This is a genomic window from Psychrobacter sp. H8-1, assembly GCF_904846575.1.
Classification (GTDB): Bacteria; Pseudomonadota; Gammaproteobacteria; order Pseudomonadales; family Moraxellaceae; genus Psychrobacter; species Psychrobacter fulvigenes.
In genome coordinates this window covers 110,172-136,124 of record NZ_CAJHBG010000001.1, presented here as the reverse complement: position 1 = coordinate 136,124, position 25,953 = coordinate 110,172, and the positions used below count along the sequence as shown (strand labels likewise).

General features: G+C 43.9%; 22 protein-coding genes. 10 read left to right on the top strand and 12 right to left on the bottom strand.

The genetic code is table 11. The features are described from left to right. Positions 1-400: 400 nt before the first annotated feature. Positions 401-1,351: a c-type cytochrome gene (locus JMY01_RS00620; protein ID WP_201573447.1), complete on the top strand. Its 951-nt coding sequence runs from the start codon at positions 401-403 to the stop codon at positions 1,349-1,351. Between the two features lie 104 nt (positions 1,352-1,455). On the opposite strand, the gene JMY01_RS00615 is transcribed toward JMY01_RS00620, so the two are convergent. The 3 genes from JMY01_RS00615 to argS form a co-directional block, all read right to left on the bottom strand. Beyond that, positions 1,456-2,547, bottom strand: coding sequence for a PTS transporter subunit IIC (locus tag JMY01_RS00615; RefSeq protein WP_201573445.1), 1,092 nt, complete (start codon positions 2,545-2,547; stop codon positions 1,456-1,458). Positions 2,548-2,672: 125 nt separating this feature from the next. Continuing rightward, positions 2,673-3,482: an SPOR domain-containing protein gene (locus JMY01_RS00610; protein WP_201573443.1), complete on the bottom strand. Its 810-nt coding sequence runs from the start codon at positions 3,480-3,482 to the stop codon at positions 2,673-2,675. 52 nt (positions 3,483-3,534) lie between these two features. Further along, positions 3,535-5,364, bottom strand: a complete 1,830-nt coding sequence (gene argS / locus JMY01_RS00605; RefSeq protein WP_201573441.1) for an arginine--tRNA ligase — start codon at positions 5,362-5,364, stop codon at positions 3,535-3,537. Between the two features lie 577 nt (positions 5,365-5,941). Between argS and JMY01_RS00600 the strand changes: the two genes are divergently transcribed. Further along, positions 5,942-6,160 (top strand): DUF2788 domain-containing protein, encoded by a 219-nt coding sequence (locus JMY01_RS00600; protein ID WP_201573439.1) that lies wholly within the window; start codon positions 5,942-5,944, stop codon positions 6,158-6,160. Between the two features lie 36 nt (positions 6,161-6,196). On the opposite strand, the gene cmoB is transcribed toward JMY01_RS00600, so the two are convergent. Together cmoB and cmoA are read right to left on the bottom strand one after the other, a co-directional pair. After that, the gene (cmoB, locus tag JMY01_RS00595; RefSeq protein ID WP_201573437.1) at positions 6,197-7,243 is read right to left on the bottom strand and encodes a tRNA 5-methoxyuridine(34)/uridine 5-oxyacetic acid(34) synthase CmoB; all 1,047 of its coding nucleotides are present in this window, start codon (positions 7,241-7,243) and stop codon (positions 6,197-6,199) included. A 62-nt stretch (positions 7,244-7,305) separates the two neighbouring features. Next, positions 7,306-8,091, bottom strand: a complete 786-nt coding sequence (gene cmoA / locus JMY01_RS00590) for a carboxy-S-adenosyl-L-methionine synthase CmoA (protein WP_201573435.1) — start codon at positions 8,089-8,091, stop codon at positions 7,306-7,308. Between the two features lie 292 nt (positions 8,092-8,383). On the opposite strand from cmoA, the gene msrA reads away from it, so the two are divergent. The 3 genes from msrA (at position 8,384) to JMY01_RS00575 (ending at position 10,413) form a co-directional block, all read left to right on the top strand. Beyond that, positions 8,384-8,905 (top strand): peptide-methionine (S)-S-oxide reductase MsrA, encoded by a 522-nt coding sequence (gene msrA, locus JMY01_RS00585; protein WP_201573428.1) that lies wholly within the window; start codon positions 8,384-8,386, stop codon positions 8,903-8,905. Between the two features lie 117 nt (positions 8,906-9,022). Next, positions 9,023-9,703, top strand: a complete 681-nt coding sequence (gene tmpT / locus JMY01_RS00580) for a thiopurine S-methyltransferase (RefSeq protein ID WP_201573419.1) — start codon at positions 9,023-9,025, stop codon at positions 9,701-9,703. Beyond that, on the top strand, positions 9,700-10,413 hold the full coding sequence (locus JMY01_RS00575) for a DUF1499 domain-containing protein (RefSeq protein WP_201573410.1): 714 nt from the start codon (positions 9,700-9,702) through the stop codon (positions 10,411-10,413). The genes tmpT and JMY01_RS00575 overlap by 4 nt, the downstream gene beginning before the upstream one ends. Before the next feature lie 103 nt (positions 10,414-10,516). Here the strand turns inward: JMY01_RS00575 and JMY01_RS00570 are convergent, their stop codons facing one another. Continuing rightward, entirely contained in the window at positions 10,517-11,731 is a 1,215-nt protein-coding gene (locus tag JMY01_RS00570) for an IS256 family transposase (protein ID WP_201573408.1), read from the bottom strand. 230 nt (positions 11,732-11,961) lie between these two features. Here JMY01_RS00570 and JMY01_RS00565 point away from each other — a divergent pair, with 230 nt between their 5' ends. Then, on the top strand, positions 11,962-13,434 hold the full coding sequence (locus JMY01_RS00565) for a lytic murein transglycosylase (protein WP_201573406.1): 1,473 nt from the start codon (positions 11,962-11,964) through the stop codon (positions 13,432-13,434). 139 nt (positions 13,435-13,573) lie between these two features. Here JMY01_RS00565 and JMY01_RS00560 read toward each other — a convergent pair whose 3' ends face one another. The 4 genes from JMY01_RS00560 to JMY01_RS00545 form a co-directional block, all read right to left on the bottom strand. Continuing rightward, on the bottom strand, positions 13,574-13,876 hold the full coding sequence (locus JMY01_RS00560) for a hypothetical protein (RefSeq protein WP_201573404.1): 303 nt from the start codon (positions 13,874-13,876) through the stop codon (positions 13,574-13,576). Positions 13,877-14,379: 503 nt separating this feature from the next. Further along, on the bottom strand, positions 14,380-15,348 hold the full coding sequence (locus JMY01_RS00555; RefSeq protein ID WP_201573402.1) for a DUF4062 domain-containing protein: 969 nt from the start codon (positions 15,346-15,348) through the stop codon (positions 14,380-14,382). A 47-nt stretch (positions 15,349-15,395) separates the two neighbouring features. Then, positions 15,396-16,256: a glutamate racemase gene (gene murI / locus JMY01_RS00550; RefSeq protein WP_227677950.1), complete on the bottom strand. Its 861-nt coding sequence runs from the start codon at positions 16,254-16,256 to the stop codon at positions 15,396-15,398. Positions 16,257-16,780: 524 nt separating this feature from the next. Next, complete coding sequence (locus JMY01_RS00545; RefSeq protein ID WP_227677607.1) at positions 16,781-17,485, bottom strand: DUF1285 domain-containing protein; 705 nt, start codon at positions 17,483-17,485, stop codon at positions 16,781-16,783. A gap of 595 nt (positions 17,486-18,080) precedes the next feature. Here JMY01_RS00545 and JMY01_RS00540 point away from each other — a divergent pair. Beyond that, positions 18,081-19,718, top strand: a complete 1,638-nt coding sequence (locus JMY01_RS00540) for an electron transfer flavoprotein-ubiquinone oxidoreductase (RefSeq protein ID WP_201576970.1) — start codon at positions 18,081-18,083, stop codon at positions 19,716-19,718. A gap of 147 nt (positions 19,719-19,865) precedes the next feature. Here the strand turns inward: JMY01_RS00540 and JMY01_RS00535 are convergent, their stop codons facing one another. Beyond that, positions 19,866-21,368: a sodium:alanine symporter family protein gene (locus tag JMY01_RS00535; RefSeq protein ID WP_201573398.1), complete on the bottom strand. Its 1,503-nt coding sequence runs from the start codon at positions 21,366-21,368 to the stop codon at positions 19,866-19,868. A 1,109-nt stretch (positions 21,369-22,477) separates the two neighbouring features. Here JMY01_RS00535 and JMY01_RS00530 point away from each other — a divergent pair. The 3 genes from JMY01_RS00530 (at position 22,478) to JMY01_RS00520 (ending at position 25,327) form a co-directional block, all read left to right on the top strand. Further along, complete coding sequence (locus JMY01_RS00530) at positions 22,478-22,738, top strand: DUF4212 domain-containing protein (RefSeq protein ID WP_201573396.1); 261 nt, start codon at positions 22,478-22,480, stop codon at positions 22,736-22,738. A 4-nt stretch (positions 22,739-22,742) separates the two neighbouring features. Next, positions 22,743-24,611 (top strand): sodium:solute symporter family protein, encoded by a 1,869-nt coding sequence (locus tag JMY01_RS00525; RefSeq protein ID WP_201573393.1) that lies wholly within the window; start codon positions 22,743-22,745, stop codon positions 24,609-24,611. A 173-nt stretch (positions 24,612-24,784) separates the two neighbouring features. Beyond that, positions 24,785-25,327 carry a hypothetical protein gene (locus tag JMY01_RS00520; RefSeq protein WP_201573391.1) on the top strand — a complete coding sequence of 181 codons (543 nt, stop codon included), beginning with the start codon at positions 24,785-24,787 and terminating at the stop codon, positions 25,325-25,327. 12 nt (positions 25,328-25,339) lie between these two features. Here the strand turns inward: JMY01_RS00520 and JMY01_RS00515 are convergent, their stop codons facing one another. Further along, a complete protein-coding gene (locus JMY01_RS00515) occupies positions 25,340-25,945 on the bottom strand; it encodes a rhomboid family intramembrane serine protease (protein ID WP_201573389.1) in 606 nt (201 codons plus the stop codon). Between the last annotated feature and the right edge of the window lie 8 nt (positions 25,946-25,953).

Below are 25,953 nucleotides of genomic sequence, written 5' to 3'. Positions count from 1 at the left end.
TAGCAACATTACGCAATGAAAAAGCGCTCAAACACCATCCGTGTTTGAGCGCTTTTTTTGTATAGTCAAGGAATTTTAAAATCGCTACAAGGCGACCGACCGCAGATAGTACACTAAGTACATCTAGGGCGGGTAACACTGTAGCGGTTTAAAAGTGCTCCGACTATAGATAAGCTATTAGGACTTATTTTTTATATTTAGTAACGTTAATTCGCATTGCACTCGCAGTTAAAAACACTATACGTATTTGTATTTGATACAATCATGTCGCTTGAATCTTACTGGTTGATTACCCATTCAACCTTTTACGCAAAAATTGAGTTTATAACTGTCACTGTGACAAATAATTTATCATAAAACTATAGAGTTACATATTACTTTTTATAATAAGGTTATTCCAATGAAAAAAATTTTACGGGCCAAGCCTTCTTCTTCTCTTCTTATGGCTGCTATCCTCGCTATCGGTGCTACCAGCATGACAGCTTGTAGCGATTCAGGCACCAAAGCCGTTGATCGTGTCGAAGAAGCTGAGGCTTTAGCACGAGTAAAGTCACTCGAATCACGCGCCGCAGCAATCAAAGACGAGATGGCTGCCAACCCAGGTGCCAAGCTGAATATCAGTATGCCAGCTGAGTCAACTATCCCTGACGACGAGTATGGCGCTGCCGTGCGCCGAGGGTTGGAGCTTGCCAACCATACCTATCGCGAGCTTCCCAACAATGTTGGCAATCAACTTAACTGTACCAGCTGTCATCTGAGCAATGGTTCAGAAGCTTATGCTGCACCATGGAATGGCTTGCCAGGTATCTTTCCTATCTATCGCGGACGTGATGCACGTGTTAACTCGCTGCAAGAGCGCATTAATGGGTGTTTTCAGCGTTCAATGAATGGTACGCCATTAGATATGGACTCAGACGAGATGAACGCCTTTATGTCTTATATGACGTGGTTGTCACAAGATATGCCGATTGGTATCTCTCCAGAAGGTCGCGGTTTTGTAGAAATTGACAATACGCTAACACCAGATCCTAAAAATGGTAAAAAGCTATTTGCCGAGACTTGTGTCTCCTGTCATGGTGAAGACGGTGAAGGCCAATACAATGACGACGACACTTATATATATCCAGCGATTGCAGGAAGCAACTCTTTCAACGATGGCGCTGGTATGGCACGTACTTACAAAGCCGCTGCCTTTGTAAAAGGTAAAATGCCATTTGGTCAAGGTAATACCCTAACGGACCAAGAAGCGATTGATGTTTCAAGCTACTTTACTCAGTTGCCACGCCCTGTCAAAGCCAATAAAGACAAGGATTGGCCAAAAGGCGGTGCACCGGTAGACGTGCGTCGTTAGAATAAAACCAATCAGCAATAACGAATACTTTTCATACAAAAAGCCCAGTTCAAAGTTCGAACTGGGCTTTTTTAATCATTAACATCATTAAAAAACAGCAAAACTTAAGGTAGCTTCATATCGCCCGCTACAAGCCAGCCCATACGCCGCATCATATAAGCAACACCCCAAGCGATTATCGCTGGTAAGACAAACATCAAAAGAATGATTGCCGTCCACATCTGAGTACTACTCATTAGTCCCTGCGACGCCTCAATCACCCCAAACACACCGACCAATCCAGCCGTTCCCATGCCCGCTCCTGTCGCCGTACAAGCAAGCCCAAACCCTACCGTCGCGATAGGGCCAACGATGGCACTGGCAATCACTGCTGGCAGCAATATAAGTGGTTTTTTGAGCACATTGGGTATTTGTAGCATACTGGTACCCAAACCCTGAGAAACCACGCCGCTCATGCCATTGTCTTTGAAACTTGCAACGGCAAAACCAATCATATGCGCCGCACAGCCAACGACAGCCGCGCCGCCAGCCAAACCGCCAAGCCCAATAGCAATACAAATTGCCGCGCTCGAGGTTGGCAGCGTCAGTAAGATACCAACCACCACTGCAATCACTATACCCATCAATAACGGCTGTAGCTCTGTGGCAGCTTGAATACCTTGCCCAATCGCATTCACAGCAGCGACCACTGGTGGATTAAGTACGGCACATACCAATAAAGCCACCGCACAGACCAATAATGGAATCAGCAAGATATCAAGCTTCGTCTTGCCCGCGACCCAAGTCCCTGCTCGATAAGCAAATACTGATGTCAAATAAGCGCCTATCGGGTTACCGGGTAATGCAAGGAAAGTTGCAGGTCCAGCTTCTTGCGGAATAAACAGTGTCCCTGCCATCAGCGCTTCAGAATGCGCTCCCAGCATACCCGCCACCAAGCAGCTGAGCATCACTAGCGTCGGTGCTTTGAGATAATAAGCGATACCCACGCCAATACCTGCACCCATCATGATCGATGCCAGTTTACCGACCGCGATTAATGCAGGCAGCTGCATCCACCCCCCGATTTGCGAGATAATCAATCCTGCAATGAGAGTAACAAACAACCCTAACGCCATACCAGTAAAGGCATCGATAAAGTATTTTTGAAAAAATGCTTTAACAATGCCGTGGGGTGCTGCTGAGTTAGATACAGTCATAGCCATACTCTTTGTAAAATTTGTGATGAGATATAAGAGACCAACAGAATAGAATTACTAAAAATAAGAGATAAAAAAAGCGTCATGGCGACGCTTTTTTTATTAATAAACCATCAAAACTCACTCTAGCGGCGCTGTTCAACGATGATAGAATCAATGCCGTTATTTTGTAGACGCTGCTGAGCACTGGTAACCGCTTGACGGTTGCTCATAGAGCGCGAAATCACCTGATAAATAGGTAAGCCATTGGCCGTGGTGTTTTTGACCACTTTGGCATCGACGCCCGCCATCAGTACTTGCGCACGGCGACGATCCGCTTCATCAGCATTGCCAAAGCTATTGATCTGTAAAATATAAGTCGTAGCAGGGGCAGCTTGTTGGACACTGGCAGTCCCCGCACCGGCGTTATTTGCAGTGTTGCTATTGCTGGTGGTTGGCGTACCGTCATAAGTCGCGTTTTCTTCAACAATAACGATTTCATCACCGCCATCGCTAGCAGCATTATTACCACGGCTAGGCTCTATAGTCGTATTTTCAGAGACACCAAGGTTGTCCGTGTCTTCATTACGACTGCCCGAAGCATCTTCAGGTTGGGTAACGACCACGTCTGGCTCAAAAGCACTGATATCACCTATGCGATCATTACCCGTCTCACCGATGTCTTCATCAGGAATGGTGGCCATCTCTTGATTTGGCAAGATTTCATAAAACTCATAATCGCTATTATCCGTATCTGTCTCAACGCGCGGTTGCACTTGCCGATCAGCGTCAGCCCCAGTATCACTACCAGCAGGACTGAAGTCAAAGAGTGGTGACAGATACAAAAACACCCCTATCATCAGGGTCAAAACCGCCCCGACAAACATCCACAGTAAGCCTGATACACTACTTGATTTACGTTTTTCAGTGGCGCCTTTGGGTTTTTTGGCTAACATGGATCTCTTTCTCCCTACTGAATCTATGATTGACAGTTACTTTTTTAATCTACTACATACTAGTCGGTGCCGACAAGCCTAATAAACTCAGCCCATTAGCCAATACCTGCTTTACTGCTTTTGACAAACGCAAGCGCGCTTGCATCATATCAAGCTCTGCCTGACTGGGTGTTTCACCTGAGGTCAAGCTCACTGGCAAGATGCGATTGGTGACATACCAGCCGTGATACAGTGCTGCCAGATCTTTTAGATAGTTAGTCAGTACATGCGGCTCGTAACCTGTCGCTGCGCGGAGCAACGTCGCTGGATAGCCAGCCAATAATTTGATCAGCTCATCCTCATTAGGTTCACTGAGCAAGTTTTGCTGCTGTGCCCCTACAGCATCGTCTACAGCCAGACCGCTGGCTTGCAGTTTCTCTAGCACTTGGCAGACACGCGCATGGGCATACTGAATGTAATAGACCTGATTGTCTTTACTTTGTGATTTGGCAAGCTCTAAGTCAAAGTCAACATGCACTTCAGGCTTACGCGCCACATAATAAAAACGCGCAGGATCATTACCTACTTCATGACGTAAATCACGCAAGGTCACAAACTGACCTGAACGTGAAGACATCGGTACTTTTTCATCCCCGCGCCAAAGTGCGACAAATTGCACCAGTACTACATCGAGACGGTTATCATCTATACCTAACGCTGATAGAGCAGCCTTGACGCGCGGCACGTAACCATGATGGTCTGCCCCCCAGACGTTGATAACCTTGTCAAAGCCGCGATCAAACTTATTCTTATGATAGGCAATATCAGAGGCAAAATACGTCGTTTGACCATTGGCGCGGCGTACCACACGGTCTTTTTCATCGCCAAAATCGGTCGATCTAAACCAAATATTGCCATCTTTTTCGTACAAATAACCTTTTTCATCTAAAATTTGCAGTACTGGCTCAATCTCATTATCAATCGATCTTTCACTGAACCAACACTCATAGCGTACACCAAACTCATTTAAGTCGTCTTTGATATCAGCCAAAATACTGCTAAGCGCTGCATTTAAAAACAGCTCATAGCCATTGCCCAGCAAGGATTTGCTATTGGCAATCAGCCCATCGATATGTGCTTCCTTGTCACCCGATACCAGCTCCTTTTCACCATCAGCTTTGATATCAAACTGCGCATCTTGTGGCACGCCTTTAGCGACTTGTTCAAAGCTATGCACATAGCTGGCGCCATGCTGCGTCTTAAGCGTCTCTGCAATATCACGGACATAGTTTCCCTTATATGCATTAGACGGGAACGTTACCTGCTCACCATTGACTTCAAGGTAACGCAAATACGTGCTCGTGGCCAAAATATCCATCTGCCGGCCAGCGTCATTGACGTAATACTCACGAGTAACCTCGTAACCGACAGCCTCGAGCAAGTTTGACAAGCTCATACCAAATGCTGCACCGCGACCATGACCGACATGCAGGCTCGACGTTGGATTGGCTGAGACAAACTCAACTTGGATTTTTTGCCCATCAAACTGATCGCTTAAACCAAAGCGGTCTTGCAAGCTAAATATGTCTTCTAATACCGCAAACTTAGCGTCGCTATTTAAAAACACATTGATAAAGCCAGGACCTGCAATCTCTATTTGGCGAATATCTTGATTTTCAGGCAGCGCATTGACGATTTTTTCAGCAAGCTGACGTGGATTGGTCTTAGCAGCTTTTGCAGCAGTGAGAGCGATATTACTGGCAAAATCACCGTGGCTAGCATCCTTTGTGCGCGTGATCTGGCTATTATTCTGCCAATCAGCAGGTAGAGCACCTTCAGTTTGTAAGGTTTGGATAGCTTGTGCAAATAGCGTGGCTAAGGTATCAATTTGGGCTTGTGACATAGGGTTATAAACTCAGTTAAATAAATAACAAAAACGGTGTGAAAATGGTGTGAATGTATGCAGTCGATAACTGCTTATTATAATAGCGAATGACTTCGTAGGGGAATAATTAACACAAAAAGATAAGCAACCTATAAATATAACAATGTTTGCGCTGTATTGCACCATTTACGGTGAAATTAGCGCCAAAAGACAACACTTTGCCCACTTATAAAATGATGAGTACCTTTATAAGACAGATTGATTGTAGGGTTACTGTTGTCTAGAACTTAGCAGTAGTTTATACCCAACGCATTCCACGTTATAATGACGGTTTGTATTGCTGCCTTTCTATTTATTTTACATTCGTTTGCTTGATTGCCACTTATTTTGTGAGTAGTGGTAATTTTTTGAGTCATCGTTATTAGAAAACCCATAAAACAATCGAACCAAAACCAATAGATGCCGCGTTACTATAGTCAAGGAATTTTAAATCGCTACAAGGCGACCGACCGCAGATAGTACACTAAGTACATCTAGGGCGGGTAACACCGTAGCGGTTTAAAAGTGCTCCGACTATACTTTATAGGACAATGCCATGTTTGCTATTGCTGCCAGTACCGTCACCAGTTGGGGACTGTACGTATTACTACCGATATTCATTGCATTCTTGTTTTTTATTATGTGGGATATCTCCAAACAATCTGACGCTGGGCGCGCTGGAACTTTTTGGATATTTTTAGCCTTGGGTACAGGCTTTGTGGGTTTCTTACTCAAGCTTTTACTAGAAGTCGCCTTTAAAAAGTGGCTGATTTGATCAGTCTTTTTAGCGCACTAGGCTTCAAAATCAATGTTATTTCTTGGCAATGATGGTCGCACGCATCGGTGCAGGATAGCCTTCCACGGTCTTTGTAGAGTCATTGGGATCTAAGAAATCTGCTAACGAATGATAAGTCATCCATTCGGTTTTGCGCTGCTCCTCAGTCGAGGTTACCGCCACATCCACGCAACGCACGTCAGTGAACCCTGCTTTTTCTAACCAACCGATTAATGCCGCCACCGATGGTAAGAAATATACGTTATTCATCTGCGCATAGCGGTCATGCGGTACCAGTACGGTATTGGCATCGCCTTCAATGACTAAGGTCTCAAGTACTAGCTCTCCGCCTTTTACCAGTTGCCCTTTGAGCTGTTGCAAATGCTCAAACGGTGACTGACGGTGATACAGCACACCCATGCTAAATACCGTATCAAATAGCTGACTGTGCTCAGGCAAGGCTTCAAGCGGTACGGGAATATAATGGGTACGGTAGCGGCCTGTCTCATGAGCGTCTGCCGTACCAACAAAATGACGAATCGCCATAAACTGATGGTAAAACAAGCAAGATGGATCAATGATGATCACCGTATCCGCGCCTGCCCCTGCCATACGCCAACCATGATAACCAGAGCCGCCACCCACATCGAGTACACGCCGACCTTTTAATGTGCCCAAATGCGGTGCGACTCGCTGCCATTTCCAATCACTATGCCATTCGGTATCGATCTTAATACCTGACTCATCATCGCCAATCTTACCACCAATTTGAAACGGCCCTTTACGCCACGGCATCAGCTGCTTGAGCAGTGCTGTCGTTTGTTTGCGCTGAGACTCATTAAGACTTGCCTCAATCGTTAACGTATCGCTGTTGAGATTGACATTATTGACGGTTAGTTCTGGCAAACGCGCCACCGACGCTTGGTAAGCAGGCGCGTGCGCATAGTTGGCTTTGTCTTTGATATCACCCAGCCACGTTGGTAATTGCTTGAGCCACTCATAAGCACTTGGCTGCTGCTGCGCCAGTGCTAGCAAGGTTAAATACAGTTCACGTTCGGCGTGGAGAATAGTGTCGTTAAGCATAAAAGCGGATTACCATGTTAATCAAAGGATACTGTAAAAGACGGTATTGCCAAGAATGGTTTTTATTTAAACGCCACAATCGACACAAAGTTCAAAAACTGAAACCACGTCAGATGACGCGCGAAACCTACCTTATCCAGACGCGCATGATGCTCGTCTAAGGTATCGGTAATGAGGACGTTTTCTAGCGCATTACGTTTGCCACTGATTTCCATCTCGGTATAACCGTTGGCACGTTTAAAATCATAATAACGTTCAACCAACCACGCATCGTACTGCTCATCAAAAGCATGGGTCTTTTCGGTCAGCACCAGTATGCCGCCTTCACTCAGCGCGTTATAGATAGTTTCTAATACCGCCACCCTATCTGCAGCTGGTAAAAACTGTAAGGTTAAGTTTAAGATGACCATGTCACATGGCTCAAGCTTGACGTCGCGGATATCAGCAGTGATGACTTCAATATCATGTTCAGGATAATTATCCTTAAGTAAAGTAGTCGCTTCAGTTGTCATCGCCGGTGAGATATCTATCGCTTTAATCTGCAAATCTTGCGGCTCAAACTCGCCCGCCAGTGTCATGCTTGCTGCGCCAAGTGAGCAGCCCAAATCATAAATTCGGCTGACACGCTGACCACTATCGCTCTGCTGGCGATACTTACAATGACGACGGGCAAATATAGGCAGCATCGCCAACACTTGACCATAACCAGGAACACTGCGGCGAATCATATCGGGGAAGCACGCCACCACTTGCTCATCGAAAGAAAAGCGCGCCGCTTTATCAAGTGGCGTGGTGAATAGAGTATCGTGTTTGATAGCAGGCTTAGATTGGCTCATGGTGCGACTCATTTTTGATTTTTGGTTTCCATAATGGAACTTTGATTGGGAAGTGTTCAGAAAATTCGATTGATGCCATTAGCCCAGAGCAGACTAACGTAGCAAAAGCCCATTATAACATTACTGTTTGTTACTTATCGCGTTTGGCTCACCTGCTAAGCTGATTAGCAAGCGCTGAGGCTAAAAAATTATTGTAAGCAATAAGTTATCAAAAGTAATCTGTCATTGAAAAATGAAAGCATTACAACCAAATAAAGACCTTAGCTCACCTTTATAACAACAGATATAATAATAGGAAAAAATTATGCAAACCATTATATTAGGCGGTGGCTGCTTTTGGTGCACCGAATCAGTCTTTTTATCAGTAAAAGGTGTACAATCCGTCGTCTCAGGCTACATGGGCGGCGATGCGGCTAAAGCCAATTATCGCGCAGTATGTGGCGGTAACAGCGGTCATATTGAAGTCATTAAAGTTGAGTTCGATGAATCTATTGTCCCGTTAGAAGTGGTACTCGATGTGTTCTTTGCTACTCATGACCCTACCACCAAAGATCGTCAAGGCAATGACGTCGGTAGCCAGTACCGCAGCGTGGTGTTCTATACTGACGAAGCGCAAAAACCAACCGTCGATCGTACCATTAACAAATTGCGTGATATGGGCGTCAATGTGGTCACAGAAGTCCATCCTGCTGTAGAGTTCTATGCTGCTGAGGATGAGCATCAAGACTTCTTTAACAGAAACCCAGGACAAGCTTATTGCAACTTTGCGATACCGCCAAAGGTTGCCAAAATGCGTAAAGAATTTAGTCAATACATGGTGAGCTAGACATTTAAAGGTATTCTTATATGCTAGAAAAGCCAAGGGTTAAGACGCTTGGCTTTTTTATTGCGTTTGGCGGTATGATAGTCAGTAATAACAAATTTTAGAGTTGGGAACAATCTTATGAATCCAGAGTTTTGGCAATCGCGTTGGGGTGAGGGTCGCATAGGCTTTCATAAGTCTGAGGTCAATCCGCTGTTACTCAAATACTTTACAGCCTTACAGCTAAAAAAAGGTAGCCGAGTATTAGTACCTTTAAGTGGTAAATCCATAGATATGGCGTGGCTGGCTCAGCAAGGTTATGAGGTCGTCGGTATTGAGCTGGTCGAATCCGCGGTGCAAGCATTCTTCGCTGAGCAAAATATCTCGCCAACTATACATCAGCATGCGGATAATCCAGCTGTTAAATATTATCAGGGTCAGCTTGCAGAACAAACCATCACACTATGGGTCTCTGATATTTTTGCGCTGACAGCTGAGGATATCGGTAACGTTGATGCAGTTTACGACCGCGCAGCCTTGATTGCTTTGCTAGAAGATATGCGTCTACGATATAGCGAGCAGATACGTAAAATGAGCGGCCATGCTCCGCAACTATTAATCACGCTCAATTACGACCAGAGTAAAAAAGACGGGCCGCCATTCTCAGTGAATAGTGATCAAGTACAACAGTATTATGGCAATCATTACCAAATCACTGAGCTTGAAAATGAAGCCTCGACATTGAATACCAATGCAGCGCTGAGCGTGACCGAGCATGTTTGGTTATTGAACGCAGCTAATGATAGTAGTGAACTCTCATGAAAATTTTAATCAGCTTAGTAAGTTTCATTGGCTTTTTACTGGTGGTATTGCCTGGCCCATTATACAAATACGGCATCATTGATTTGGGTACTGCGTTTGCAGGGTTTACCTTAGGAATGATGGCTGGCGGTGCTGCGTTGATCATGCTGTTATTACAAGCGTTATTCAAACGTCAAACGCTCACACTTGGCAGTGCTATCATCACCGTTATGTTCTCCGCTATCGCTATCATTATGCCGCTCAGCATGTTGAGCAAAGCCAAAAGCGTGCCGCCTATTCACGACATCTCAACCGACCTGAAAAATCCGCCTGAGTTTGTCGCTATTATCCCACTACGCGCTGATGCTCCCAACCCTGCTACCTACGCTGGCGAGGACACCGCAGAACAACAGCGAGAGGCCTACCCTGAGCTGCAAACATTGACCTATTCGCAATCAAAGTCTGAACTGGTAGAAGCTAGTGAGCAAGCCGTCAATAATTTAGGCTGGGAGTTGGTTAATAGTGATGCGAGCGCTGGTATCATTGAGGCAACCGATACCACCGTCTGGTTTGGCTTTAAAGATGATATCGTCATGCGTATCAATGATGGTGGCATTGAACGTCTGGTCGATATTCGTAGTAAATCACGTATTGGAAAGAGCGACTTGGGTAAAAATGCCGAGCGCATTCATGCCTTTATTAAAGAGTTGGATGATGTACTAGTTGAATAACTATTTTAGAAAGTAAGTATAAAGCTATTAATCTCAAATGGTGCTTAAGGTTTTGGTTTTAACTAGGCTCTCGAGCCCATCCCAGATTCTGTGTAACTGCCATTTAGATTAAATGCTTACTAATACGGTCATCAAACATAATCATAAAGCGATTCAAAGCAGACGTCCAGTTACGAATCGGCATCGACCACTTTTTGGATGCCTGCTGAGTTGCTAAGTACACCACTTTGAATGCAGCTTGATCAGAGGGGAATACTTTACGCTTATTCACCGCCGTCCGAATCACACTGTTTAATGATTCTATAGCATTGGTGGTATATATGACTTTTCTGATGTCTTTCGGATACTCAAAGAACACCGTTAAGCCCTCCCAGTTATTGCGCCAAGACTTGACCACATGCGGATAACTTTCGCCCCACACCTCATCAAAGTGCTCAAGATTGGCCTCTGCCATCTCAAGGGTATCAGCGCCGTAGATGGCTTTTAAATCAGCCGCTACGGCCTTTTTATCCGTCCACGGTACGAACTTCATTGAGTAACGCACCATGTGTACGATACACAGCTGAACCTGTGCCTTTGGATAGACGGTGTTAATGGCATCAGGGAAGCCCTTTAGACCGTCAACACAAGCGATTAAGATGTCTTGTACGCCACGGTTTTGAAGCTCGGTAAGAACACCTAGCCAGAACTTAGCGCCTTCATTCTCTGAGAGCCACATACCAAGCAGCTCTTTTTTACCGTTAAGGTTAACGCCTAGGGCTAAGTAAATGGCTTTGTTGATGATCTGCTTGTCTTGACGTATCTTCACGACGATGCAGTCTAGATAGACGATAGGATAAACACTGCTCAGCGGCCGGTTCTGCCAAGCAGTGATGTCCTCTAATATGTTATCGGTGACTCTTGAGACAAGAGAGCTTGAGATGTCGACATCGTAGAGCTCTTTAATGCTCTCTACGATCTCAGTGGTGGTTTGACCCTTGGCGTAAAGGAATATGATTTTATCATCGAGACCTGAGATACGGGTTTGATGCTTACTAACGAGTACAGGCTCAAAGCTGCTATCACGGTCTCTTGGGGTAGAGATTTCAAGATCGCCTGTATCACTGCGGACGGTCTTTTTAGTGTGTCCGTTGCGCTTGTTTGGTTTATCTGCTTTCTCATGCTTGGGGTAGCCGAGATGGTCTTCCATCTCAGCCTCTAAGGCAGTATCGATAAAGGATTGCATGAGCTGCTTTTGAAAGTCTTTGATGTCATCAAAGCTGTTCATGCTACCAGCCATTTGCTCGGCCAGTTTTTTAATGTCAGATTGGGTAGTCATTGCTTATTCTCCTGTTAGGGGATTATAAGCAGTTACACAGTTTTTAGGAAACTCCCAGGCTCTCTATCCAAAGCCCTCTCCTAACCTCACGCCACCGTCAATTTATAGTAACAGCGTACTTCAATACCTTTTCTTTACTATGTAGATTAGTTACTCTTAGTCATTATCATTGGTATACACGCTTTGCTCCACTTCATTAATGGCCATTTTGACGTTTATAGGATATTTTCATGCGTTTGACTCAGCTCTCCACTCTCTCTTTACTCACAGCTGCTATCGGCTTTAGTCTTGCCAGCACGGCGCAAGCTGCTCGTCCACCTGCGCCAAACTTATCCAATGCTGAGTTTCAGCAATGTCTTGATAGACTAAAAAACTCTAGCAAGTTTCGCGGTGTAGATAGTTTCACCTTTAACAACTATCGTCCAGCCCAGCCTGACCCTAGCGTCATTCAGTCGTTAAACTATCAGCCTGAGTTTCAAAAAGACGTCTGGGATTATTTATCGGTACTGGTAGATAAAGAACGCGTCGAAGACGGAATCCGTGCCAAGCGTCAATGGGGTGACACATTACGCCAAATCGAATCTCGCTATGGCGTGAAACCTGAGCATGTACTCGGCGTGTGGGGCGTAGAGTCAAACTTTGGTCAGACATTGGGCAAGAAGCCGTTGTTTGAATCCTTAGCGACATTATCATGTTTCGATCGTCGCCAAAGCTACTTCCAAGGTGAGTTTGCCAATGCGCTCAAAATCGTCCAACGTGGTGATATTGCACCAAGTGACATGACTGGCTCTTGGGCAGGGGCGTTTGGGCAGACGCAGTTTATGCCGAGCACCTTTTTAGAGCTAGCAGTAGACTTCGATGGTGATGGTCGTCGCGACTTGGTCAATAGTGTACCAGATGCGCTGGCCTCTACCGCCAATTTCTTAGCCAAGCGCGGCTATCGCTCAGGTGAGCCGTGGGGTTATGAAGTCAAGCTTCCTGACGGCTATTGGGCAGCCTCTAGCCGCAAAAACAAAAAGTCGATGAGCCACTGGCGTAATCAAGGGTTAACGCTGGCCAATGGCAGCTCGTTACCTTATGACCTTGGTAGCGCAGGATTGCTATTACCTGCAGGTATTGACGGTCCTGCCTTTTTAGTCGGTAAAAACTTCGATACCTTCTATTCTTACAATGCTTCAGAAAACTATGCATTGGCAATCGCTCACCTATCAGACTTAATCACACGCGAGGACAGCAGCAAAACGGACTTTGTTACCGCATGGCCAACCAGCGATCCAGGTATCAGCCGCCAACAAGCCAAAGACATTCAGCAAGCGCTATTAGACGCGGGTTATGATATTGGCGGTGTCGATGGCATCATTGGTGACAATACCCGTACCGCTATTCAGCAATATCAGACTAGCCGCGGCATATTCCCAGCTGATGGCCGTGCAGGACAGAATTTTTACCGTGCCATTATTGGTACTACTGCTCCCAATAGCAGCCAATATGGCAATCAATACGGCCAACCAACAAACCGTCAACCATTAACGCCCGCCTCTGGGGATAGCATGGGACAGCTGATTCAACAACAATCAACCACGCCTAGCACTCCCACTTACTCAGCGCCAACCTCCGCGCCGCAGTCAGGCAATGTTCGCTATCGCCGTGTCGTGGGTAATGACGGGGTCACTCGTCTCGTACGAGTTGATGATGGTTCATAACATGACGTTGATTGAATTGATCAGATAGTCCAAGTAATGATAAATCGAAAAAGCCACGCTCATATGAGTGTGGCTTTTTATTTTGATAACAGAGTGAGTGAGATTTCACCCAAAAAATACATTAGTTAGACTATAGGAATTAAACGATAGGTGGTGGTTTGGGTTTGCCACTGTCACCATCCCAGTTTTCACGGGCTTTGTCGTCGAGATCTTCTGGCGTTTTTGGTTCCCACTTACCATGTTTTTTCCATGTTTCATCGCCCCAATCTTCCTCTTCTTCTCTTTTGTCCCAATCTTGATAGGCCTTACTAGGATCGATACCACGGCGCTTCATATCTGCTATTTGCTCTTCTAGCGTATGAAATTGATCAGCCTCACGCATCTGTTCTGTCAAAGTATCAATCTCTTTATTTAATTCGTCAAACTTATTAGGGGTAGTCATTGCGCGCTCCTTAATTATGCAAAGTCTTTCATGTCTAAATTTATAGTTTGCTTTTAAGCACATATCTTAAAAATAAGTTATTTATAGTATGTCTTATCTGTATGACTTTATATTGCTTACTACCAATTATCTCTAGTCTACAACAGATTAACAACTACAGACACGTATGCTTTGTATTACAAAACGTAGCGCAATACTTGATACCGCTCTAGCATTGAATATTAAATTTTGAGAGCACACCTAAGATATGGTTAAGACACTTTAAAACGATACTGTGTAGTGCTATTGGGGTTAATTTTGCGCAGCCTCTGTCGGCATAGTAACAGCAAGCAAGTAAAATTTATAATAGCAGTACGCGACAACAAACGTGTCAAGTTTGTTTAGGAGTGACTTTACTATAGTCAATCCACAATAATAGTGATACAAGGAAACCAAGCACAAGCTATACATGTGTATGCTAAGCGAGGTTGACGCCGTAGCGGTTTTATTGTGGGCAGACTGTACTATTTACTCAATACGGGAACGTTCTCTATCTGACTACTCTCAAGCAGCTTTTTGGCATAAAAAGTCAGCCTCCATAGCTCTTGTGATGTTTTTAAACTCGAGGCGGTTAACTGAATACAGTTCGCAGTGACCAAGAACTGTTGTAGATGATTCAAATCACTATGAAAAACCTGGTAACGAGACACGGCATGCACATTGGGCATTTGCTGTTTGATATCCTTTTCAGCATGACTGGCGATCAAACGATTGATACAAACTTGTAGACTATAGCTAGAAAAAGTCGCGGAAATCAATGCGATGGCTTGCAGGATTTGCTGCCAGCTCAGTTTTATGGTCATTTTTATATCACTGAGGTTACCATCTTCATAAGCTTGTGCACTGTACCTTATTTCAACAAGCTCTGATAATTTAAATGGTTGATCAATATTATTGGCAGCCGTGTTTTTTTCAGAGGACAAACCTGACAGTTTCTGAGCTTTATCAGCATTGCTACTTTTTTGCATACGCGTCCAACTTGCGACTAAATTATGCTTTTTAACCATCTTTGTATGCACATCAATGAGAAGCTTTGGAATATCAGTTTTATCATCATAATAATAGACGTCGTATACTTGCTGCTCAACCAAGCGCGTAAAATCTCGCAACTGCCGACTTGCCTTTTTACTTTTTCCTAAGCTTTTAATCAATACCAACATAGGCTTAATTTTGGTTCTAGCACTCAAGTAACTTAAGTGTAGTTGGCTGACGCTGTTTTTTTCCGCCGAGCCGTAGCTGTCTCCGATGACGACTATGGTGCAGTCACAGTCATCAATACATTGTCGGCTATACACAGAAGCTTGGGTCGAGCTGGTGGCGATATCATAAGTTAAAAAAGCAATATTTTGGAAAAAAACCGCCAAACCATCTAAGACCATTGGCTGATCATGAGCGACGCATATGACGTGAATGTGATAGCGATGATTTGGCACAATAACCTCTATAGCTATATGAAGGCTGGTTGATTAGAGTATCTTGATCAAATAATATATTTAACTTGAGTTTGCGGACCTACCAATCGTTGTACCACATTTTTTAATCGATCGTTGTTTTCACTAGCATAGAACACCAAAGGATGACCCTTATGCTCAGTATGGCTGACTGACTCAGTTGTCGCTAACAGCCGTTGCTCTGCCAATAACGACTTTACACGCGTTGCAATTGCTTGCCCAGAGTCAACGACCTGTAGGGCTAGCTGCTGTGCCTCTATTTCATCGAACAAAAAGCCTTTAAAAAACGGATAATGCGTACAGCCCAATATTAAGTAGTCCACATCAGCGGATGCAAACGCTTGCAGCTGCTGACGCAAACGCTGCGCCGTTTCAGAAGTCTCTGGCATACCAGCTTCTACCCACGGCACCAGCTTCGGATCAAAATACTTAATCACTCTTGTGCCTTTAGGTGCAGCCACCTCACTGATGACTTGGTTTAATAGGGCGCCATCCAAAGTCGCTTTGGTTGCCAATACAGCGACATGCCCGCTTGTGCTAGCCAGTACCGCAGGCTTCAGTGCCGGCACTAAACCGACGATCGGCAGCTGCGGATAACAACGGCGCGCTGTCTGTAATGCGTGCGCAGAGGCGCTATTACAAGCGATAACGATGAGCTTACAACCTTGCTGATAGAGCCACTCTACTGCTGTTAGCGTCAACGCTTCAATATCTTTACTGTCACGGTTGCCATACGGCACATGCAAGGTGTCAGCATAATAAATATAACGCTCGGCAGGCAACTGTTCTGCCAAGTGTATATAAACCGACAACCCACCCACACCAGAGTCAAACAGCCCAATCGGCGCACGGCTATCCTTACTACCGACTCTCAGCGGAGCACCAGTCATTTTATCATCAGCACTTAATTGGCAAGTGGCTGTCTTAATAGTGATGCTCATAAACTATGACTACCATCAATGTTTGTTTTATTCGCCAAACATTGCATCAGGTATTGGTTATTTATATTCACAATATATTGCCATGCCCGTTAAGAAGTAAAATTAAGGGAGAAACAAAAAATAGCATCAATGAATTTATATCAATATCATATAGTGGCCTGTTTTGTCATTCAACCATGATACTGACAAAGGCTATTCATTAGACGATGTAAGGTAAAAATTTCTCGTTAGGGTATAGTTAAAATGATATAGCGCTACTGGGATGCTTTCTTTTAAAATACAGTTGCGCAGCCTCTGGGAACGCAGCACGCAAGTAAAACTTATACCAGTAGCGCGTCTAAATCTATAACAGTTTTATTTTTAATTGACTATGCCAATATTAACATTGGTAAGTGTTTTGTCTGAAATCAGGCTTTTTAATTCGAGCGACGCTGACTGCTTAAGTCTGATTAATTAAATCTCGTTATTCATGCTTATTTAGGCATAGAAAGCTGATAAGACTGTCCACCACTCTGCAGCGTTAAGATAGTATCGCCGTTTTGCTCTGTTAATTCACCAATTTCAGTCAAATGATAAAAGGTATTGCGCCCAATAAGCGCTTCTAAATCATTACGCACCAACATATAGGGACGGATTTGTATATTATCTTCTCCGACTTGAGTAGAGTCATTAGTCTGATAAGGACGCAGCTCAATCGGATGCAGCTCGTCTAAGCGTACGACATCACCCGTTGTTGTTGTAAATTCTAGCCAGCTTACTCTATCCTCAGTGACGATACCGACATCATTAATGAGCAGCGGCACGTCTTCAACTTGGATACGGAGCTTTTGGACAGGTGTTTTTAAGAAGTACTCAATCACACCCTCATTTTCTTCTTTCCATAAAATAGTTGCAAACAGGCTGACCAATGACTGCCTAGTCATGTGTCCACCTTCATGCCACCATTCACCATTTGCTTTGATGACCAGATCCATATCATCAATTTGCTCTGGATGCCATTTATCTAAAGGCGGTATAGCGCGCCCCTGACGCTCACTAGCACTATGCTTTAAGTACTGGCTTAGAGTATCTAGGCTACTCAAGTCTGGCATGGCCTTAGCGCTACCTTCTAATGCTTGCTCATTGCTCTTACGAGCGTCATTGATATCGTTAACATCATTATTAGTACTGTTTTTCATTACCTTATTTCCTAATATTATTCAAAGTTTGGTGATGACAGCATTACTATTAATTTAAGTTTCGGGTATGATAAAGCAATATAGACTTTGCATACTCATCATATTACCCTTACCTTAACACTGATATCTAGAAATGCGTATCGTGTTTGTAGGGCTTTTCTTTTATAATGAGTAACGATTTTTTATTAGAATGACTTTATAACCGTCATTTATATTGTTCTTTTGATGTGAGTCATTGATGTGATCTCAATGATAATGTTGTCAATTGATGCCGCAAAGACAGTTTTTATCGGGCAGCCATATATGTCTGAGGTGCTTTAGTGTCGCAAGCTTGATTATTTAATTGCGAGCTGTACTGCACCCATAGATAAGCCACTAAAGTTCAGGAGTAGGTATGCAAGAGCAAGATAAGCAAACGCCAGTTGTTGATGCTGATAGCGTCAACACTGATGCACCAGTAGCTGTAGATACATCTAAGCCAGAGCCCACAGAGCCGACGCAAGAGGTTGCCATCGAAGAAGCGCCTGTTGAGGAAGTCGCTGTTGAGCAAGCACCTGAGCCTGCTCCAGTAGAGCCTGAAATCGAGCGTGAGTCGATGGAGTTTGACGTCATCATCGTCGGTGGTGGACCTGCGGGGCTATCTACTGCTATCCGTTTACGTCAGTTAGCTATTGAAGCTGGCAATGATGAGTTTATGGTCTGTGTGGTCGAAAAAGGCTCTGAATTTGGTGCACACACGCTTTCTGGCGCTGTCATCGAGCCACGTGCGTTAGATGAGCTGATACCAGACTGGAAAGCCAAAGGCGCACCTCTCAACGTGCCAGCGACTGAGGACCGTGTCTATATGCTTGGCTCTGCGACCAAGTCAACCAAGCTCCCCGACTCCATCGTTCCAGCCAGTATGCATAATAAAGGCAACTATATCGTCTCACTTGGAAATGTCGTACGTTGGCTCGCTGAGCAAGCCGAAGAGCTAGAGGTCATGATGTTCCCAGGCTTCCCTGCTTCTGACATCCTCTATAATGATGACGGTTCAGTGAAAGGTATTTTAACGGGTGATATGGGCGTTGCTGCAGATGGCGAGGCCAAACCTAGTTTTGAGCCAGGTTATGAATTACTGGCAAAGTATACCGTCTTTGCTGAAGGCTGCCGTGGTCATCTCGGTAAGCGCTTAATCAGCCGTTTCAATCTCGATAAAGACAGTGATCCACAGCATTATGGCATTGGCCTAAAAGAGCTATGGGAAGTTGATCCAGCCAAGCATGAAGAAGGCGTGGTCATGCATGGCTCAGGTTGGCCACTGACTGATACGGGTTCTTCTGGTGGCTGGTGGTTGTATTTTGATGAAAACAACCAAGTCAGCTTTGGTATGGTCATCGACCTATCCTACTCAAACCCTTACATGTCACCGTTTGATGAAATGCAGCGTCTAAAACTGCACCCAGTCATTCGCAATGTCCTAGAAGGCGGCAAGCGTATCTCTTACGGAGCACGTGCGTTGACCAAAGGCGGGCTTAATTCACTGCCTAAGTTCACCTTTCCAGGTGGCGTCTTAGTCGGTGACGACGCTGGCTTTTTGAACCCTGCAAAAATCAAAGGCACACATACCTCAATGAAGTCAGGCATGCTCGCAGCCGAAGCTATCTTTGAAGCGCTGCAAGCAGATCGTCAGCATGATGACGTTATTGCATATAGCACTATGTTTAAAGAGTCATGGCTCTATCAGGATAACTACGAAGCACGTAACTTCTCTCCAGCAATGCATCGTATGGGACAATGGATGGGTGGCGCCTTTACCTTCCTAGAGCAAAACCTGCTCAAAGGCAAAATGCCACTGACCATTCGTGATAATCAACACGATTATGATCAGCTAGAGCGTGCAGCCCATGCTTATCAGCCTGTCTATCCTAAGCCTGATGGTAAGCTGGTATTTGATAAGCTGTCCTCGGTATTTATCTCCAATACCAACCATGCCGAAGATCAACCCTCGCATCTAAAGCTGACAGACGCGACAGTCCCTGTTTCAATCAACTTACCGTTATATGCTGAGCCTGCGCGTTTATACTGCCCAGCTGGCGTTTACGAAATAGTCAAAGATGCTGAAGGGGCCAAGTTTGTCATCAATGCGCAAAACTGCGTACATTGTAAAACTTGCGACATCAAAGACCCATCGCAAAACATTACTTGGGTCTCGCCAGAAGGTGGCGGTGGTCCTAACTATCCAAACATGTAGGTGCTAAAATATGTAAGCATTGAACTAAGTCTAATAAAAAACCCCGTTCGATATTCGAACGGGGTTTTTTATTTTTTAATGATACCAACGACTGTTCATTCTATTAGGGTCTGTTGACCAGTCAAATAATATATAAAACTAACAACCCTAGTCTGTCCAAGCATCACGGTTGGCTTCATCTTTTAGCTTCACAAAGTCATTAGGATCAAACTTAATCTGCTCACCTGTTTTGCCTTCTTTTACTTGGCGTTCATAGTCACGTAATATTCTAAGTGCAACTGGAGACAATAGTAAAATAGCCACCAAGTTAACCAATGCCATGAGACCCATAGATAAATCTGCGAAGTTCCATATGGCAGGCAGACTAGCGATTGCTCCGATAAATACCATACCTAGCACCATAAAGCGGAATATCATAATCATCACTTTGGCGTTTTTGGCACCAGAGATAAATTCGAGATTCGACTCACCATAGCTATAGTTGGCAATAATAGATGTGAATGAGAAAAAGAAAATCGCAATCGCCACGAAGACCACGCCCAAATCACCGACATATTGTGACAATGCTAGCTGAGTTAGCTGAATACCCTCTTGCTCGACATTGGGATCGACGACGCCAGATAAAATAATGATGGCAGCGGTCGCTGTACAGATAACCAACGTATCCATAAACACGCCCAGCATCTGCATAAACCCTTGCACCGCTGGATGGTCGGGATGACTTTTTGCCGTTGCTGCCGCATTAGGCGCAGAACCCATACCCGCTTCGTTCGAAAATAAACCACGCTTGATACCATTAATCATTGCCTGAGCAATACCATAACCAATGACACCACCTGCCGCTTGCTCAAAGCCAAATGCTGACTTCACAATCAAGGCAATCGCTGCAGGAAACTCAGTAAAGTTAGTGATGATGATAAATAGGGCTAATAAAATATATAAGGTAGCCATGACTGGTACGATTTTACCCGCGATACGTGCAACCGAACGCAAACCGCCGAATACTACTGGTGCCACCAATGCAACCAGTATGATACCTGTCATCCATGTTGGTATACCAAAAGCTTCATTGGTTGCCTGTGCAATCGTATTTGACTGCACGCCATTAAACGCCAAACCGAATGCCACCAACAGACACAATGAGAAAAATATCGCCAGCCAGCGTTTACCTAAACCTTTTTCTATATAATAAGCGGGACCACCACGGTAGACGTTATCTTTGTGTGGCACTTTATATGCCTGAGCCAACGTTGACTCAATAAAGCTGGTCGACATACCGACAATCGCTGTCATCCACATCCAAAACACAGCACCTGGCCCACCGAGGTAAATCGCAATCGCGACCCCAGCCAAGTTACCCGTACCCACACGCGCGGCAAGCGATGTCATTAACGCTTCAAATGAGCTAATCCCACCATCTTTACGGCCTTGATTAGAAACACGTAATAATTTCCACATGTGACCAAAGTGGCGAAACTGAATGAAACGCGTAACCACGGTAAAATAAATACCAGCACCAATCAGTAAGAACATCAATAGTCCGTACCATGGATTACTCGCAATCAACCAGTCATTATTACCCCAAATGATACTAACACCATAATTTACGATGTTGTTAAACCAACCTGCTATGCCCTCATCCCATATCATCACCTTCGATTGCTGATTTATATCTTACTGAGATTTGCACTCAAATCATAAGCTTCGATTACACATTGTTTTAGCACTGCCTACTTATTCTATTTCAGTTTTATACAGTAGCCGTTTTTTATGCCAGATATTCTTAGCATTTACGCTTAGCATTCTTGTATCGTACGCTAACATTTGTCAGTTATACAACTGAGATAACGATAGCCATCAACCCTTACTGTCTCTATCAAATCTTTATTAGAAATAAAAATAGCTTATGCGAAGTATAAACTTTAAAATAACCATAGAGATTAACGATATATTTATCGTATAATGATAGCATTAGAGTCAGTATTATCGTTTCAAGTGCTCTAAACCTTGTAAGACTTCTACTAAATAATTTTTTGTTACACAAAGTAATTTAAAATTATTTATTGTTAATTTTATAAAAATTGTATATATTCCTAATTAGTTTATAAGTGTTGAGTCTCCTAACAAAGTATAAAAACGGAAATCATAATCATTTACAGGCAGCATTTTATACAATAATAACCAACTTTCATATTCTTAACCTTTAATTAATACCATTGAATTTTGAATAAAATATCTAGTCAGGAAGACAAGAGAGATAAAGAACAGCGGAATGTTATACCCTACCAACCTTCCCCTAGAATTATCATCACATTAGTGACACTATAGTTAATATGTAATATGAGATATAACACCTAGCCCACCGTTTTGGCGATTAAATAATATAAAAATAAAACGCTAATTTGGTATATACAAATCGAGTATAAGTTATTAATGGTCGTGGATTATATATTTATCCATATTATTTTACACTCTATTCTATATTTTATTTGTTAGCAGTACTGAGTGTCTTATTGCTACCTCTTATAGATATGAGACCCAAGCGTCTATCATATCTAAAGAGTCATGTAACCTGCACTCATTTTAGTAACTTTGATCATTGATGCTAGTCGATCATTCTGCTTTAGTTGTCTATACCGTATGGCTTTACGATTACGATATACACGATACTGCCTTATGCGGTATGCGCTAAACCACAATGACTTGTTAGGATACAGTCAATGATCTTGTATTTTTTGTCAGGCAAAAGGAGTTGTCCTATGGAGAACCACAACGATCCATCCGGTTATTGGCGCGCCAACGTGCGTCTTATCTTAGGTAGCTTAGTTATTTGGGCACTATGTTCTTATGGCTTTGGAATCTTATTACGCCCTTTATTAGCAGGTATCAAAATTGGTGGTACCGACTTAGGCTTTTGGTTCGCTCAGCAAGGATCCATTGGGGTATTTATCGTTTTAATTTTCTTCTACGCATGGCGTATGAATAAATTAGATAAACAATATGGCGTAGACGAGGAATAGCCCCATGAGTCAATTTACGATTAACATTATTTTTGTGGGTCTATCCTTCGCTCTTTACTTCGGTATTGCGATTTGGGCTCGTGCTGGAACGACCAGTGAGTTCTATGTTGCAGGTGGCGGTGTCCACCCAGTAGTCAACGGTATGGCAACAGCAGCAGATTGGATGAGTGCTGCGTCATTCATTTCAATGGCAGGTATCATTGCCGCTGGTGGTTATGGCGCATCCACTTACTTGATGGGTTGGACGGGCGGTTATGTTCTATTAGCCATGCTTCTAGCGCCTTATCTACGTAAGTTCGGTAAGTTTACAGTACCTGATTTTATCGGTGATCGCTTTTATTCTAAGACCGCTGCTATGATCGCAGTAGTTTGTTTGATTATCGCTTCTACCACTTACGTTATCGGTCAGATGACAGGTGCTGGTGTTGCTTTCTCACGTTTCTTAGAAGTTGAAAACACTACTGGTCTGATTATTGCTGCTGTCGTCGTATTCTTCTACGCGGTACTTGGTGGTATGAAAGGGATTACCTACACGCAGGTTGCGCAGTATGTGGTTCTTATGATTGCTTATACTATCCCAGCGGTCTTTATCTCACTTGAGCTAACTGGTAATCCGATTCCAGGTTTGGGCTTGTTCTCAACCCATACTGAATCAGGTATTCCTTTATTAACCAAGCTTGATCAGATAGTAACTGATTTAGGCTTTACCGCTTATACGGCTGACGTACCCAACAAGCTAAACATGGTACTGTTTACTTTATCACTTATGATTGGTACAGCAGGTCTCCCACACGTCATCATTCGCTTCTTCACCGTACCTAAAGTCGCTGATGCCCGTTGGACAGCAGGTTGGACATTAGTCTTTATCTCATTGCTATACTTCACTGCTCCTGCAGTTGGTGCTATGGCGCGTCTAAACTTGAATGATACTATTTTCCCACAAGGCATTGATCAACCAGCTCTTTCATATGAGCAGCGTCCTGATTGGATGAAAACATGGGAAGATACGGGTCTTATTAAGTATAACGACTTAAATAATGATGGTCGTATTCAAAGATACTTTGATAGCGGGCTTGGTGCAGCTACGATAGCTTTGGCAACAGCCGAAGCTGAAGGCGGCGATGTTACAGCAGCACAAGCTGCAGTTGCAAAAGCACAGGCAGCACATGATCTAGAGCTTGATGGCCGCTTTGCAGAGGCTGGTTGGGCAGGTAATGAGCTTGATGTGAACGCTGATATCTTAGTACTGGCCAACCCAGAAATCGCCCAACTTCCACCTTGGGTTATCGGTCTTATCGCCGCTGGTGGTTTGGCAGCAGCATTATCGACAGCAGCAGGACTATTGCTTGCTATCTCATCTGCCATTAGTCATGACTTGATCAAACGTAACCTTAACCCTAACATCACGGATAAAGGCGAGCTACTAGTAGCACGTATCACCATGAGTGTTGCGATTGTGGTGGCCACATGGCTGGGTATTAATCCTCCAGGGTTTGCTGCACAGGTGGTAGCCTTAGCCTTTGGTATTGCTGGTGCGTCATTGTTCCCAGCGCTAATGATGGGGATTTTCTCTAAGCGTATTAACAACCTTGGCGCTATCGCTGGTATGTTAACGGGCTTGATTACTATCTTAGTCTATATCTTTGTGTTCAAAGGTTGGTTCTTCATCAGTGGTACCGCTAACTTCCCTGATACAGAAGAGTACTGGTTATTTGGTATCTCGCCACTATCATTTGGCGCGGTCGGTGCCTTAATCAACTTTATCGTAGCATTCGCAGTTTCTTATGCGACTGCACCACCACCGGCACATATCCAAGAGTTGGTTGAAAGCGTACGTTCTCCACGCGGTGCTGGCGGGGCAGTCGACCACTAGACACTAAGTGATTTGCAAGTGACTTATATTTACTAGACTAACTATCACTCACAGGCAGCAGCTGCTTGTGAGTGATTTTTTTATCCTATTATCGTTAAAAAACATCATTAAAAAAGATTTTTACTACTGGTGTTTGTTATATTAAATGCGCTTTTCGTATTAAGGAAAATTTTATGCTTTATGAGTTTATCGCGACCATAGCTGCTGCATTTGGCATGGCTGGGTTAGCACTTGTCATAACTCATCTCAGTAAACTGGCAGGAAAACGTGCACCAAAATGGCTGATACCGTTGTTCGCTGCTATCGGTATTTTCGGCTTTCAGATACATCAAGAATATAACTGGTATGATCAGCAGGTCAATCAGCTACCTGATGGAGTGACCGTTGTAAAAACAGCCGAAAGCACGGAATGGTTCCGTCCTTGGTCGTATGTTAAACCGCAAATATTACGTTTTATAGCTGCAGATACTGGCAACGCAACTGCACAAATAAATGACCCAAATATATATCTTGTGAATTTATACTTATTTGAAAGACGTAGAAGTGTGCAACAGATTCCACAAGTCATAGATTGCGCTGCCCCTGCACGCGCAGATTATGTGATACCAGCGAAAGACAATAAGCTGACAATCGACGAACATGTAAAACAAACGACTATGTGGCGACCATTAGAAACAGATGATCCATTATTTATCAATATCTGTAATAAAACCTAACTTTACCGTCGATTAATAACGCTGAACACGGTCCGTATATTGGTGTTTGGAGTTTGCCCCTAATAGTAAACCGGCGCATAGACCACCAAAGTGCGCCGCAAATGAGATTCCTGGCTGCGGCGTTAGACCCTGTTTAATGGTGAGCCAATATCCTGCACCCATCACAATACACGCAAGCAGATAACCCCAGCGTCGAGCGAATACTGCCCCACCTATCATATAACCAAGCATAGCAAAACAAAGCCCTGACGCGCCTATATGAATAGATAATGGCGATCCAAGTAGCCAAGTTACTGCACCTGATGCAACTATAAGTTTCAAAACTGTACGATAGGCATTACTTTCGAAAAGTCCAAATAAAAAGAGAATTTGCAATAACGTCAATGTATTACCCAGCAGATGCGCAAAATTACCATGCATCGTCCATGAAGCAAACACTCCGATCAGACTGCCCACATCAAAAGCACGTGGCACAATACCAAATATATTCCAGAGACCAAACAGTGCTACTTTATTAATGAAATACATTGCCCACATCGGTATTAGCACAAAAGCATATAAGCCAATAACTTGCTTGATCCTAACCATCATCAGTGCTAATAACTGTCGCCATTTCATACCTTGTT

Bases quoted from the DNA above. Each gene is read 5' to 3' on its own strand.
- JMY01_RS00620 (WP_201573447.1), top strand. From the start codon at position 401: ATGAAAAAAATTTTACGGGCCAAGCCTTCTTCTTCTCTTCTTATGGCT.
- msrA (WP_201573428.1), top strand. From the start codon at position 8,384: ATGCAAACCATTATATTAGGCGGTGGCTGCTTTTGGTGCACCGAATCA.
- JMY01_RS00615 (WP_201573445.1), bottom strand. From the start codon at position 2,547: ATGACTGTATCTAACTCAGCAGCACCCCACGGCATTGTTAAAGCATTT.
- JMY01_RS00515 (WP_201573389.1), bottom strand. From the start codon at position 25,945: ATGAAATGGCGACAGTTATTAGCACTGATGATGGTTAGGATCAAGCAA.
- JMY01_RS00570 (WP_201573408.1), bottom strand. From the start codon at position 11,731: ATGACTACCCAATCTGACATTAAAAAACTGGCCGAGCAAATGGCTGGT.
- JMY01_RS00530 (WP_201573396.1), top strand. From the start codon at position 22,478: ATGGAGAACCACAACGATCCATCCGGTTATTGGCGCGCCAACGTGCGT.
- cmoA (WP_201573435.1), bottom strand. From the start codon at position 8,091: ATGAGTCGCACCATGAGCCAATCTAAGCCTGCTATCAAACACGATACT.
- JMY01_RS00535 (WP_201573398.1), bottom strand. From the start codon at position 21,368: ATGATATGGGATGAGGGCATAGCAGGTTGGTTTAACAACATCGTAAAT.
- JMY01_RS00565 (WP_201573406.1), top strand. From the start codon at position 11,962: ATGCGTTTGACTCAGCTCTCCACTCTCTCTTTACTCACAGCTGCTATC.
- JMY01_RS00560 (WP_201573404.1), bottom strand. From the start codon at position 13,876: ATGACTACCCCTAATAAGTTTGACGAATTAAATAAAGAGATTGATACT.
- JMY01_RS00610 (WP_201573443.1), bottom strand. From the start codon at position 3,482: ATGTTAGCCAAAAAACCCAAAGGCGCCACTGAAAAACGTAAATCAAGT.
- JMY01_RS00600 (WP_201573439.1), top strand. From the start codon at position 5,942: ATGTTTGCTATTGCTGCCAGTACCGTCACCAGTTGGGGACTGTACGTA.
- tmpT (WP_201573419.1), top strand. From the start codon at position 9,023: ATGAATCCAGAGTTTTGGCAATCGCGTTGGGGTGAGGGTCGCATAGGC.
- JMY01_RS00575 (WP_201573410.1), top strand. From the start codon at position 9,700: ATGAAAATTTTAATCAGCTTAGTAAGTTTCATTGGCTTTTTACTGGTG.
- JMY01_RS00525 (WP_201573393.1), top strand. From the start codon at position 22,743: ATGAGTCAATTTACGATTAACATTATTTTTGTGGGTCTATCCTTCGCT.
- cmoB (WP_201573437.1), bottom strand. From the start codon at position 7,243: ATGCTTAACGACACTATTCTCCACGCCGAACGTGAACTGTATTTAACC.
- argS (WP_201573441.1), bottom strand. From the start codon at position 5,364: ATGTCACAAGCCCAAATTGATACCTTAGCCACGCTATTTGCACAAGCT.
- murI (WP_227677950.1), bottom strand. From the start codon at position 16,256: ATGACTGGTGCTCCGCTGAGAGTCGGTAGTAAGGATAGCCGTGCGCCG.
- JMY01_RS00545 (WP_227677607.1), bottom strand. From the start codon at position 17,485: ATGAAAAACAGTACTAATAATGATGTTAACGATATCAATGACGCTCGT.
- JMY01_RS00540 (WP_201576970.1), top strand. From the start codon at position 18,081: ATGGAGTTTGACGTCATCATCGTCGGTGGTGGACCTGCGGGGCTATCT.
- JMY01_RS00520 (WP_201573391.1), top strand. From the start codon at position 24,785: ATGCTTTATGAGTTTATCGCGACCATAGCTGCTGCATTTGGCATGGCT.